General features: G+C 75.6%; 13 protein-coding genes. 8 read left to right on the top strand and 5 right to left on the bottom strand.

Translation table 11 applies throughout. From position 1 onward, the window contains the following. Positions 1–64: 64 nt before the first annotated feature. Complete coding sequence (locus CP977_RS02865; RefSeq protein WP_062757231.1) at positions 65–1,444, bottom strand: NAD(P)/FAD-dependent oxidoreductase; 1,380 nt, start codon at positions 1,442–1,444, stop codon at positions 65–67. 258 nt (positions 1,445–1,702) lie between these two features. Next, entirely contained in the window at positions 1,703–2,857 is a 1,155-nt protein-coding gene (locus CP977_RS02860; RefSeq protein ID WP_152369551.1) for a YncE family protein, read from the bottom strand. A 232-nt stretch (positions 2,858–3,089) separates the two neighbouring features. Between CP977_RS02860 and CP977_RS02855 the strand changes: the two genes are divergently transcribed. After that, positions 3,090–3,521 carry a protein-tyrosine phosphatase family protein gene (locus CP977_RS02855; protein ID WP_062759128.1) on the top strand — a complete coding sequence of 144 codons (432 nt, stop codon included), beginning with the start codon at positions 3,090–3,092 and terminating at the stop codon, positions 3,519–3,521. 21 nt (positions 3,522–3,542) lie between these two features. Here the strand turns inward: CP977_RS02855 and CP977_RS02850 are convergent, their stop codons facing one another. Both CP977_RS02850 and CP977_RS02845 read right to left on the bottom strand, forming a co-directional pair. After that, the gene (locus CP977_RS02850) at positions 3,543–4,124 is read right to left on the bottom strand and encodes a dienelactone hydrolase family protein (protein ID WP_062757229.1); all 582 of its coding nucleotides are present in this window, start codon (positions 4,122–4,124) and stop codon (positions 3,543–3,545) included. Between the two features lie 154 nt (positions 4,125–4,278). Beyond that, complete coding sequence (locus tag CP977_RS02845) at positions 4,279–4,596, bottom strand: hypothetical protein (protein WP_062757228.1); 318 nt, start codon at positions 4,594–4,596, stop codon at positions 4,279–4,281. 193 nt (positions 4,597–4,789) lie between these two features. On the opposite strand from CP977_RS02845, the gene CP977_RS02840 reads away from it, so the two are divergent. The 6 genes from CP977_RS02840 (at position 4,790) to CP977_RS02815 (ending at position 10,756) form a co-directional block, all read left to right on the top strand. Next, positions 4,790–5,998 carry an RNA ligase gene (locus CP977_RS02840; RefSeq protein ID WP_062757227.1) on the top strand — a complete coding sequence of 403 codons (1,209 nt, stop codon included), beginning with the start codon at positions 4,790–4,792 and terminating at the stop codon, positions 5,996–5,998. Between the two features lie 2 nt (positions 5,999–6,000). Beyond that, on the top strand, positions 6,001–6,918 hold the full coding sequence (locus tag CP977_RS02835; protein WP_229991496.1) for a phosphatase domain-containing protein: 918 nt from the start codon (positions 6,001–6,003) through the stop codon (positions 6,916–6,918). A gap of 54 nt (positions 6,919–6,972) precedes the next feature. Then, complete coding sequence (locus tag CP977_RS02830; protein ID WP_062757226.1) at positions 6,973–7,677, top strand: ribonuclease H family protein; 705 nt, start codon at positions 6,973–6,975, stop codon at positions 7,675–7,677. 287 nt (positions 7,678–7,964) lie between these two features. Continuing rightward, a complete protein-coding gene (locus CP977_RS02825; protein ID WP_152369550.1) occupies positions 7,965–8,648 on the top strand; it encodes a GNAT family N-acetyltransferase in 684 nt (227 codons plus the stop codon). A gap of 102 nt (positions 8,649–8,750) precedes the next feature. After that, complete coding sequence (locus CP977_RS02820) at positions 8,751–9,836, top strand: enoyl-CoA hydratase/isomerase family protein (RefSeq protein ID WP_062757224.1); 1,086 nt, start codon at positions 8,751–8,753, stop codon at positions 9,834–9,836. Beyond that, a complete protein-coding gene (locus tag CP977_RS02815) occupies positions 9,833–10,756 on the top strand; it encodes a glutaminase (RefSeq protein WP_062757223.1) in 924 nt (307 codons plus the stop codon). The genes CP977_RS02820 and CP977_RS02815 overlap by 4 nt, the downstream gene beginning before the upstream one ends. A 328-nt stretch (positions 10,757–11,084) precedes the next feature. Here the strand turns inward: CP977_RS02815 and CP977_RS02805 are convergent, their stop codons facing one another. Further along, positions 11,085–11,741: a lysophospholipid acyltransferase family protein gene (locus tag CP977_RS02805; RefSeq protein WP_152369548.1), complete on the bottom strand. Its 657-nt coding sequence runs from the start codon at positions 11,739–11,741 to the stop codon at positions 11,085–11,087. 208 nt (positions 11,742–11,949) lie between these two features. On the opposite strand from CP977_RS02805, the gene CP977_RS02800 reads away from it, so the two are divergent. Beyond that, positions 11,950–12,363: a hypothetical protein gene (locus tag CP977_RS02800; RefSeq protein WP_109186338.1), complete on the top strand. Its 414-nt coding sequence runs from the start codon at positions 11,950–11,952 to the stop codon at positions 12,361–12,363. Positions 12,364–12,488: the final 125 nt, after the last annotated feature.

Genomic DNA, 12,488 nt, shown 5'->3' with positions numbered 1-12,488 from the left:
CGGCACGAACGCCACGGGGCGCCCGGCTCTCCGCCGGGCGCCCCGTGGCGTCGTCTCCCGTCCCTCAGCTCCCGCCGGACGCGATCGCCCCGCGGAACGACGCCGTGTGGCTGCGCACCTGATCCGCCGACAGATAGGCGTCGGTGTACTCGAAGTCCTTCAGCGTCCCCGCCTTCGAGGCCAGGAACCCGGTCCGCACGTAGTCGTCCCCGGCCAGGGCGTTGAGCACCCAGTTCGTCATCACCCGGGTCTTCGCCACGTTGGTCCGCAGCGCGCCCCAGTGGTAGGCGCGGGCCACGGCCTGCGCCGGCATCCCGTGCAGCTCCACGCCGAGCGGCTTCGACACGCCGTCCATCCCGCCCAGATCCACCACGAGTCCCAGGTCCTTGTGCCGGTACGGGTGCAGCGGCTCGCCGCGCAGCGTCGAGACCAGGTTGTCGGCGACCGCCTTGCCCTGCCGCATCGCGTGCTGGGCCGTCGGCGGGCAGATCGCTCCCTTCTCGCCCTTGGCGAGGTCCGGCACCGCCGCCGCGTCCCCGAGCGCCCACACCCCGTCGAGCCCCGGCACGCACATCTCGGGCGTGACGACGGCCCGGCCCTTGAGCGTCTCGGTGCCGAGCGTCCCGATGAGGGGACTCGCGGCCACGCCGGCCGTCCAGATGAGGGTCCGGCTCGGCAGCACCCGCCCGTCCGTGAGCGTCACCGTCTTCTCGTCCACCGAGGCGACCGACACTCCGAGCGACACCTCGATGCCGCGCCGGGTCAGGATGTCCATCGCGGCCCTGCCCAGCTTCTCGCCCAGCTCGGGCATGAGCCTCGGCGCGATGTCCACCAGGTGCCACTTGATGAGGTCCGGGTCGAGCCGCGGATACCGCTTGACCGCGTTGTGGGTGAGCAGCTGGAGGCAGGCCGCCGTCTCCGTGCCGGCGTAGCCGCCGCCGACCACCACGAACTGCAGCCGCGCCGCCCGCTCCGCGTCGTCGTTGCTCGCGTCCGCCAGGTCCAGCTGGGCGATGACGTGGTCGCGGATGTACACGGCCTCCGCGAGCGTCTTCATCCCGCGCGCGTGCTCGGTGAGGCCCGGGATGTCGAAGGTCCGGGTCACGCTGCCGGGCGCGAGCACGAGATGGTCGTACGGTTCGTTCACGTACTCCCCTGAGATCGTCCGCACCACGCAGACCTTCGCCGCCGTGTCGACGCCGACGACTCCGCCGGGGACGATCCGGGTCCGGTGCCGTTCGCTGCGCCGCAGCGACAGGGCGACCGACTGCGGGGTCAGCACGCCCGCCGCCACCTGGGGGAGCAACGGCAGGTAGAGCTGGTACGAGAACGGCGAAAGGAGCGTGATGACCGCCTCCCGCTCCGCCAGCCGCCGTTCGAGCCGCCGTACGCAGGCCACTCCGGCGAAGCCGGCGCCCACCACGAGAATCCTCGGTCGCGTCACGCTGTCCGCCCTTCCGTAGGAGCGTGCAAGGAGCCATTGGCTGTGGTCGGGTGCGACCACATGGCAACTTTTTGCCGACTACCCCTTGTTCATCCTTTTTATCGTCATTGCTGATGAATCGCTCTTCGGCGGGGCCGCCGACTCCGGGTGGGGCCCGCCCGGCCCCGGGCGCGCCCCGGCACCGCCGGTCGTGCCCTCGGCTACCCCCTCCGGCCGTTCTCACCGCCCTCCTCCGCCACCCGGCCCCGCGCCGGCCCGTCAGAGGACCGCGATCCCCAGGGGCCGCGACCCGGCCGCCAGCCGGCGGGTGTCGCCCGATTCCAGGTCCACGACGGTCAGGCCGTCCCAGTACCCGTCCCGGGTGAACCCGCCGGTCACATAGGCCGTGCGCCCGTCCCGGGACACGGCCACGTCCTCGTGCGGGCCCTCCAGCGGGTACACCCGCTCCTTCCCGTCCGGCGCGCGCACCGTCAGGGACGGCCCCCGGTCCTCGTCCGGGTCGACCGGCCCCGTGCCCACGGCGAGGAGGGTCCCGTCGGCCGTCACGGCGACCCCGTGCTGATGGGTGTTCGCGGTCATCGGCTCGATCTCCGTCCGGCCCGTCCGGGGATCCACCACGGCCAGCCGCTCGCCCTCGAACGGAAGCAGCAGCCTCCCGTCCGAGGGCCGCACCGCCGCGTAGTGCGGCTTGAGCCAGGAGCCGAGCCCGCCCTCCGTGCCGTACGGGGCGACCTCCACCCGCCGGGCCTCCGGCGTCCCCGCCGCGACGACCGTGACGTCGAAGGAGTCGTGGTTCGTCGCGTACACCTCGGCACCGTCCTCCGACACGTCCACGTCGAACGGGCGCCGGCCGACCGGCACCGCGTCCGTGACCCGCAGCGCCGCCGTGTCGATCACCTCCAGGGCGCCGTTCCCGCCGGGCACGTTGACCCCCACGTACGCCCGACGCCCGTCCGGCGCCAGAGCGATGCCCATCCCGCCGCCCCGGTACTCGCCGGTGGTCACGGGCCCGGTGTCCGTCCGGTACGGGATCAGGGCGAGCCGCTCCCGGGCCGCCGTGTCCACGACCGCCACCCCCTCGGCGGTCGCCACCCAGGCGCGCCCGTCGGCGCCGAGCGCCAGACCGTACGGCGCGGTGCCCACCTCCACGGACCCGACGGCCCCTCGCGCGGGGTCCACGAAGGTGACCGTGTCGGAGCCGAAGTCGGCGACGAGCAGGGTGCCGGGAGCCGGCCCGCCGCTCTCGGGGGAGGGGGTCACGGCCGTGGGGGAGGGATTCGCCTTGCCGGACGCCGACGGGTCCGCCTCGGCCGCTCCCCCGGAGCCCGGGGCGCACCCCGTGAGCAGGACGGCGGCCACCGCGCCGGGCAGCAGCGTCCGGGCGGCACGGGACGGACGGCGGGACTTCGGCATGACGGACTCCTCGGTGCGGCGACCGCGCGGGCGGCTCCCGGAGGCCTGTCCGGCGGATCGTGGCCGAGGGGGAGACGGTTCCGCGCCCTGCACCGATCCTCCGTCCGCCCCGCCCCCGTACGGTCCGCCGGGCGGCCCCCGTCCCGTGGCGGGACGGACGACACCGGGGTCGGCCGAACGGATGATCCCGTTCCCGCCGCGGGAGGGGCGCCCCGGCGGTTACGGTGGCGCGATGACCGAGCTCTGGACCGAGTCCGCCCCGGGTGTCCTGCGACTGCCCTCCGGGCGCCTGGTGCGCGGCCGGGGCCTGCGCCGTCCGCTGCCCGAGGGCCCCGTCCCGACGTACGCCGTCCACCTCCTCGGCCGGACGCCCCCCGAGGTGCCCTGGGAGTCCGTCTGGCTGCGCTGGCCGGACTTCCGGCTCCCCGCCGACCGGGACACGGCCCGTACCGTCCTCGCCGAGGCCCGGGAGCGCGCCGCCGGGGAGCGCGTCGAGGTCGCCTGCGGCGGCGGCCGGGGCCGTACCGGCACGGCCCTGGCGGTCCTCGCCGTCCTCGACGGGGTCCCGGCCGGGGAGGCGGTCGCGTACGTGCGCCGCCACTACGACCGGCACGCCGTGGAGACCCCCTGGCAGCGCCGCTACGTCCGCCGGTTCACGCCGTGAGGGGAAGGCACCGGCCGGGGCTCAGGGCCTGACGCCGCCCAGGAGGCACAGCGCCCGCTCGGCGCACAGCGCCGCCGCCTCCGGCACGTGGGACGGCGCGCCGGGCTCCGCGAACAGGTGCGCGGTCCCCGGGTACAGGAAGAGCCTGCGGTCCGCCGCGCCCGCCACCAGCTCGCGCGCCGCCTCCAGGTCCCCCTCGCCGGCGAAGTACGGGTCCGCGTCCATCCCGTGCACCTGCGCGGGCACGCCCTCCGGCCAGGCCCCGCCGAAGGCGTCCACCGGCACACAGGCGCTGAACAGCAGGGCGCCGCGCGCCCCGGGCCGGGTCTGCGCCAGCTTCTGCGCGGGCAGCACGCCGAGCGAGAAACCGGCGTACACGAGGCCTTCCGGCAGGCCCTCGGCCGCCCGCTCGCCGCGCTCCACGAGCGTGCCGAAACCGATCTCCTGGGCGTGGGCGGACCCGGCCTCCAGGTCCTCGAACACGCGCCCCTCGTACAGATCGGGCACGTGGACCGTGTGCCCGGCGCGCCGCAGCACGCCGGCGAACGCGCGGACGCCCTCCGTCAGCCCGAGCGCGTGGTGGAAGAGCAGAACCTCGGCCATGTCGTCGTCCCCTGGTCGCCGTGCGCGGCCCGCCCCCTCGTGGTACGGGCCGTCCCGGGAGGCAGCATGGCGCACGGCACTGACAACGCCCCGGTCCGGAGGGGAAGGAGGGGGGAGCCGTCGTCGCCGGGGAGGTCCTGCGGCCGGGGAGCCGCTACCGCTGCGGCCGGTGCGCGACGACCGCGCCCGCGGCCTGGCCCACGATGCCCATGGGGCCCGTGACGCCCATCGGGCCGCCGGCGCCACCGGGACCGCCCGGGCCCATCGGAGCCCCCGGACCCATGGGACCGCCGGGACCCATCGGGGCACCGGCCCCGGGGTGCGGCGCGGGAGCGCCCTGCGGCGGAACCTGGATGACCCGGCTCAGGTCCCGCAGGACCTCCTCCGCGGTCTGGCGGACGTCACCGGGAACATCCCCCCGTTCCCGTATGAGCTCGGCATAGATCGGTGCCGTGCCGTCCGAGTGGTTCATGGGGCTCGCTTCCTTCGTCTGCGCCGGCGTCCGTCACCGACAGGGCGACGGCGAGTCTACGGGGCGCCGCCGACACGACCGGGCCCGGGAGCCCGGTCGTCACCCCGACGGACGCCCCCCGATCCGATAATCACTGTTCTCCGTGTCCCTTCCGTCCGAGAATGGATCATCGAACACCACGGGAGGGGACCCCATGAGCCAGGACACCCTGACTCTGCACGACCTGATGACGCCCGACGAGCTCACCGCCGCCCTCGCCGAGGGCCACGTGACGCGGAAACCGCACCCCGAGCTGCCGCTGTCGATCTACACGTACACGCGCGCGTGCCAGTACGCCCAGCACTGGAACCGGGCCACCCTGCGCTGCCGCGGCCTCGTCGCCGACGACACCACCGGGCGGATCGTCGGACTGCCCCTCCCCAAGTTCTTCAACCTCGCCGAGCACGCCACCGGCAGCCCCTACGCGCCCCCGCTGCCCGACGAGCCCTTCGAGGTGTACGACAAGGTCGACGGCAGCCTCGCCGTGGTCTTCCACTACGCCGGCCGCTGGCACGCCGCCTCCAAGGGCTCCTTCACCAGCTCCCAGGCCGTCTGGGCGCAGCGCCGCCTCGACGCAGCCGACACCACGGGCCTGGTGCCCGGCACCACCTACCTCGCCGAGATGCTCTACCCGGGCAACCGGATCGTCGTGAACTACGGCGAGCGCCGCGACCTCGTCCTGCTCGCCGCCTTCGGCCCGGACGGCGCCGAGGTGCCCCTCGCCGAGGCCGCCGCCTCCTGGGCGCCCCTCGGCAGCGTCGTCCGCACCTGGTCCGTCGCCACCCTCGACGAACTCGTCGCCCTCACCGAGTCCAACACCCTGCCGGGCGGCCACCGGGCCACCGGCACCGACGCCGAGGGCTTCGTGCTGCGCTTCGCCTCCGGGCTGCGCGCCAAGGCCAAGCTCAGCGAGTACGTCCGCCTCCACAAGGTGCTCACCGGCGTCACCGAGCGGGACATCTGGCGCGGCCACGGCATCCAGCGCTTCGCCGGCCTGCCCGCCGGCCAGGTCGCCAAGGGCCTCGGCTGCTCCGTCGCCGACGTCGAGGCCTCCGGCGGCAAGCCCCTCGACGCCCTCCTCGAACAGGTCCCCGACGAGTTCGACCAGTGGGTGCGCGGGGTGATCGCCGGCCTGGAGGCGGCCGCCGCCGAGCGCGAGCGGGCCGTGGACGAGGCGTACGCCCGCCTGGCCCACCTCGCCGGCGACCGGGCCGCCTTCGCCCGTGCCGCCGCCGGGCTGCCCGACAAGGCCCTGCGCGGCGCCCTCTTCCAGCGCCTCGACGGGCGTCCGACCGACCTCCTCGTCTGGCGGCAGGTCCGCCCCGAGGCCACCGACCCCTTCGCCCACGACCAGGAGAACTGACCGTGCCCGTCGTTCACGTCATGACCGGCCTCCCCGCCTCGGGAAAGACCACGGCCGCCCGCGCCCTCCAGGCCGACGCCGAGGGCCGCGTGCGCCGCGTCAACCTCGACGACCTGCGCGCCATGCTCGACCTGCCCGACCCGGAGCGCGGCCGCTCGCACACCCACGAGCAGACCGTCCTCGCCGTCCAGGACGCCGCCGTCCGCGCGGCCGTCGACGGCGGCTTCGACGTCGTCGTCGACAACACCCACCTGACCCCGCACATCCCCAAGCGGCTCAAGGCCGCCGTCGCGGGCCTGGACGTCACCTTCGCCGTCCACGACTTCACCGGCGTGCCCGTCGAGGAGTGCGTCCGCCGCGACGCCGCCCGCGAGCGGCCCGTCGGCGAGGAGATCATCCGCATCCTCGCCGACAAGCACGCCAAGGCCACCCGGGGCGGCTGGCGCCTCACCGCCGACTGGTTCAACGACCGCCCGGCCGTCGAGCCCTACGTCGCGGACCCGGCGCTCCCCACCGCCGTCATGTGCGACATCGACGGCACCCTCGCCCTGCGCGTGGACCGCGGCCCGTACGACTTCTCCCGCTGCGACCGCGACGCCCTCAACATCTCCGTCCGCGACGCCCTGCGGGCCTTCCGGGGCGCCGAGCGCGACCGGATCGTCCTCCTCTCCGGACGCAGCGAGGACCACCGGGCCCTCACCGAGGAGTGGCTCGCCCGCCACGAGGTGCCGTACGACGAGCTGTGGATGCGGGCCTCCGGCGACGGCCGGGGCGACGACCTGGTCAAGGCGGAGCTCTTCGACGCCCACGTGCGCCACCGCTACGCCGTCCGTGTCTCCCTCGACGACCGCGACCGCGTCGTGGCCCTCTGGCGCCGCATGGGCCTGCCCACCTGGCAGGTCAACTACGGCGCCTTCTGACCGGCGGCCCGGGGGCGGCACCGGCCGCCCCCGGCGCCGTGTCAGGATCGTGGGATGGTGGAAAAGATCATCGCGGCGTGCGACGGCGCGTCGAAGGGAAACCCCGGCCCCGCGGCCTGGGCATGGGTCATCGGCCGGGCCGACGGGTCGGTCGACCGCTGGGAGGCGGGCCCGCTCGGCCGGGCGACCAACAACGTGGCCGAACTCACGGCCCTGGAAAGGCTCCTGGAGGTCCTCGACCCCGACGTGCCCGTCGAGGTCCGCATGGACTCGCAGTACGCCATGAAGGCCGTCACGACCTGGCTGCCCGGCTGGCGCCGCAAGGGCTGGAAGACCGCCTCCGGCAGCCCCGTCGCCAACAAGGACCTGGTGGTCCGCATCGACGCGCTCCTCACCGGCCGCGACGTCGACTTCGTCCACACCCCCGCGCACCAGGTCGACGGCGACCCCCTCAACGACGCCGCCGACCGCGCGGCCAGCCACAGCGCCCGCACCCAGGAGGCCGCGAGCTCCGACTCCGGCAGCCCGCTGCCCCCGCCGGAGGCGCCCGCCCGGGCCTCCGCGCCCCGCTCGCGCTCCTCCGCGCCCTCCGGCTCCCGGACCGGCGCCGCGGGCGCCTCCTCCGCCCGCCGGACACGCCCGTCCGGAGGCACGCTCAAGGCGAGATTCGCGGGCCGCTGCCGCTGCGGCAAGGCCTACGACAAGGGCGAGACCATCAGCAAGAACCCCGACGGCTGGGGCCATCCCACCTGCGTCTGAACGGCCGGGCCGTCCGACTGGCGGGCGGCCCCGTCCGTTGCGTGAGACCGGCGCGTCCGGGGCGCGCGAGAGGCTTCACCCACCCGTGTACGCGGGTTCGTCCGGGGTTCTGTTCTCCGGGCGGCCGGGGCTGCATACTGTCCTCCTCGCACCGGTGACGAACCGCTCTCACCTGCTCATTCGTCGTTCTCACGACATGGTCGGCACCGGCGAGAACCTCCCTCCAGCCACCGCCGCGGACCCTCCGCGACGGTAGCCTCCCCTGCCCGTGAAAGACCCGAGGTTCCGTGCCAGTACCTGTTCTCCTGACCGGGCGCTCCGTGCGCCTGGAGCCGCTGGCGATGCGGCACGCCGAAGCCCTCGCCCGGGCCGGCGGGGCGGACCGATCGGCCTACGCCTTCACCCCCGTGCCCGACGGCCTCGAATCGGCCCTCGACTACATCGCCCGCGCCCTCGCGGACCAGGCGGCGGGCCGCTGCCTGCCCTTCGCCGTGGTCGGTACGGCCGACGAACGGGTCGTCGGCTCCACCCGCTTCCTCGAACTCGACTACTGGCGGGGCCCGCTGGTCTGGCCGCCGGTCCCCGGCATGCCCCACGGCGATCCGCTGACCGCCGTCCCGGACGCCGCCGAGATCGGCAACACCTGGATCGCGGGAGCCGCCCGGGGCACCGGCATCAACACCGAGGCCAAGTACCTCATGTTCCGGCACGCCTTCGAGGTCTGGGGGGTCCGGCGCATCACCCTGCGCGCCGACGCCCGCAACACCCGCTCCAGGATCGCGATCGAACGCCTCGGCGCGACCTGCGAGGGCGTCCGGCGCGCCCACTCCCGCGGCCTCGACGGCGCCGTCCGCGACACGGCCTTCTACTCGGTCCTCGACGACGAGTGGCCCACCGTCCGCGACATCGTCGAACTCCGCATGTCCGCCCCGCGCCAGGTCCGCGTCCCCCAGGACCTGCTCCCGGCCTGAGGTCCCCGACCGCCGCCCCGGCTCCCCCGGGGCGGCGGTCGCACGCGCCCCGGTACGGTGGCCGGGACAGCGAGCCGTACCGCCCGAAGGGACCGAGCGACCGTGCCGACCGGAACCACCGACGTACTCCTCCGGACGGAGGGCCGCGCCGGGTTCGTCACCCTGAACCGTCCGAAGGCGCTCAACGCGCTCACCCACGCGATGGTGCTCCGCATCGACGAGGCCCTGACCGCCTGGGAGCACGACCCGGCCGTGGAGACGGTCGTGATCCAAGGATCGGGCGAGCGCGGCCTGTGCGCCGGGGGCGACATCCGGGCCATCCACGAGGACGCCCGCGCCGGCGGGACCGCCTCCGCCGCCTTCTGGCGGGACGAGTACCGGCTGAACGCCCGGATCGCCCGCTACCCCAAGCCGTACGTGGCCCTCATGGACGGCATCGTCATGGGCGGCGGCGTCGGAGTCTCCGCCCACGGCTCCCACCGCGTCGTCACCGAACGCTCCGGGGTCGCCATGCCCGAGACCGGGATCGGGTTCGTGCCCGACGTCGGCGGCACGTACCTCCTCGGGCGCGCCCCCGGCGAACTCGGCACCCACCTCGCCCTCACCGGCAGCCCCGTCGGCGCCGCCGACGCGCTCCTCACCGGCCTCGCCGACCGGTACGTCCCCGCCGCCGAACTCCCCGCCCTGGCCGACGACCTGGCGCGGCTGCCCGCCGACGAGGCCCTCGCACGCCACGCCGCCGAGCCCCCGGCCGGCGTCCTCGCCGGGCAGCGGGAGTGGATCGACGCCTGCTACGCCGCCCCGACCGTCGAGGAGATCGTCGAGCGCCTCTTCGACACCGGTCTCCCCGCCGCCAAGGAGACGGCCGCCACCCTCCTCGCGAAGTCCCCGACCGCCCTCAAGGCCACCCTGACCGTCCTCCGCCGCTCCCGTACCCTCGCCACCCTGGAGGAGGTCCTGGACCTGGAGTACCGCGCCTCCTGCGCCGCCCTGACCACCCCCGACCTCGTCGAGGGCATCCGCGCCCAGGTCGTCGACAAGGACCGAGACCCGCACTGGACCCCCGCCGCCCTCGAAGCGGTCACGGACACGGACGTCGCCCGCTACTTCGCACCGCCGCCCGGCGGAGACCTGGGCCTCGCCGCCGCCGAGGAGGAGACCGGACGGGGCCCCGGGGCCCGCACGTGACCACGACCACCTCCTTCCAGCCGGTGCTCGACCGCATCGCCGAGGAGATCGCGGAACTCGCCGAGCGGGGCACCCCCGCCGACTACATCCCCGCCCTCGCCGCCGGCGACCCGGCCGACTTCGGCATGGCCGTCGCCGAACTCGACGGCACCGTCTACGGAGTGGGGGACTGGCGGCGCCCCTTCTCCACCCAGTCCGTCACCAAGGTCTTCACCCTCGCGCTCGCCCTCGCCGGAGAGGGCGACACCCTCTGGACCCACGTCGGCCGGGAACCCTCCGGCGACCCGTTCAACTCCCTCGTCCAGCTGGAGTACGAGAACGGCATCCCGCGCAACCCCTTCATCAACGCCGGCGCCCTAGTCGTCACCGACCGGCTGCACCGCCTCACCGGCGACGCCTCCGGAAGCCTCCTCGCCTTCCTGCGCGCCGAGAGCGGCAACCCGGACCTCGCCTTCGACCCGGACGTGGCCGCCTCCGAGGCCGCCCACGGCGACCGCAACGCGGCCCTCGCCCACTTCATGGCCTCCTACGGCAACATCACGGGCCCCGTCCCCGACCTGCTGCGCGAGTACTTCCGGCAGTGCTCCCTCGAAGCCTCCTGCGCCGACCTGGCGCTCGCCACCGGCTTCCTCGCCCGGCACGGCCTCCGCTCCGACGGCACCCGCCTGCTCACCCGCAGCCAGGCCAAGCAGGTCAACGCCGTCATGCTCACCTGCGGCACCTACGACGCGGCCGGCGACTTCGCCTACCGCGTCGGCCTCCCCGGCAAGAGCGGCGTCGGCGGGGCCGTCGTCGCGGTCGTCCCCGGCCGCTGCACCCTGTGCGTCTGGAGCCCCGGCCTGGACAGCCGGGGCAACTCGGTGGCGGGCGTCGCCGCCCTCGACCGGTTCACCACCATCACCGGCCTGTCCGTCTTCTGACCCGGGGCCGGACGGTACGGAAGGATCCCGGACGCGACGGTACGACGGGATCCCGGGCCCGACCGTACGACGGGGCCTCAGCCCCGGCGCCGCCGCGCCCGCGGCGCCTCGACGGGCCGCCCGCAGACTCCCTCCAGGGCCGCCGGCTCCCCCTGGGGGTGTCTGCCACGTGCCCGCGGCGTCGCGGCGCCCGGCACGCACTCCCCCGTGGCCCTTCGGGCACGGGGGTGCCCCCCGCGGCGTTGCCGAAGCACCCACGTGGCTCCGCCACGAGGGCACTCCGGCGCCTTGCGATCGCACGCACCGGACGCCGCTCCTTCTCCCGCGCTCATGTGGCAGGCACCCCCAGGGCCCCGGCCGCCGTCCGCCAGGCCTCGGTGACCGCTCCGTGCGCGAGGGCCGTCGCCTCGGTCACGTCGGCGGGCAGCGTCAGCGGCGCCCCGATGTGGACGTGGAGGCCGGGCCTCCGGACGGGGGCCGTGAGCACCCCGGCGAGCTGCTTCGCCCGCCCCCCGGAGGTGATCCGCCGGGCCCCCGCCTGACCGATCGGCACGACCTGCGCCCCGGTGGTCAGGGCGAGCCGGGCCAGCCCGGTCCGGAACGCCTCGGGCGGGTTCTCGGCGGAGTCCCGGCGCGGCGGGATGCGCCCCTCCGCGTACAGCATCACGTGCCGCCCGGACGCGAGCGCGACCGCCGCCAGGTCGAGGGCCGCCGCCGCGTGGGCCGTGCCCCGGTGCACGGGCACGTGCCCCTCGCGGGTCAGGACCCGGCCGAGGACCGGGACCCGCCAGAGCCCCGAGGTGGCCATCAGGACGGGCTCGACCGCGAGCCGCCGGCGGAGCGCGGCGAGCACGAGCGCCGGGTCCGCGAGCGAGGTGTGGTTCACGACCAGGATGCTGCCGGGCGCGAGACGCGCCCCCGGGTCGGTGGTGACGGTCAGTCGCCCCAAGAACGGGACGACGCGGGCGGCGATGCGGCTGAGCACGGGCGGGCCCCCTGGAGCCGAGGACGACGGGCTGACCCCGTCATCGTCGCGGGGCCGGGGCGGCCCCGGCATGGGCGGACGTACTCAGCCGCCGTACCCCGGTGTACTCAGGACGGGAGCCGGTGCCCCGGTACGCTCCCCGCCGGTCTACGCTGAGCCCGGACGGTCCGGTACGGCGGGCCGACACGGACGGGGGAGGTGCCGGGCGGTGGAACGTTCCGCACGGCGTCTCGCGGCCCTCGTCCCCGCGCTGCTCTGCGCGATCTGGTCCCTGATCCTCACGCCGGCGGCCGCCGCCCCGGACCCGACCGCACCCCGTGCGGCCCACGCGGCCCCGCTCTCCGCACCCCGTACCGTCCCTGTCCCGGCGTCCGCCCCCGCCCACCACCTCGCGCCGCCCGAGCCGCACCTCGCGCCCGCCGCCGTCGTGGGGCTTCCGGCCGCCGTCGAGCACTCTGTGCGGTTCCCGGCGGTGCCCGCCGCCCCCGCGGCCGCGCCCCTCGACCTCTCCCTCCCCCTCCGCGGCCTCCTCGCCGGCGACCCCCGCCGGGAGCGGGCGCCGCCCGGCGGCCCCCACGTCCCGAGGGACCCCAGGGGCCCTCCCTCCACCCGGCACAGCTGACGTTCCCCCGCGTCGCCGTCCGGGCCATCGGCATGCCCACGGACCGGTCGCCGGCGCGCGTCCGACCGTACGTCCGGCACGGGAACGGCCCGCGCGCCCTCCGGGGCGACGCCCGCCGGCCCGTG

Source organism: Streptomyces cinereoruber, from assembly GCF_009299385.1.
In the GTDB taxonomy this organism is placed as follows: domain Bacteria; phylum Actinomycetota; class Actinomycetes; order Streptomycetales; family Streptomycetaceae; genus Streptomyces; species Streptomyces bikiniensis.
Note: the sequence above shows the minus strand (reverse complement) of the source record. Positions and strands in the feature narration are given on the sequence as shown.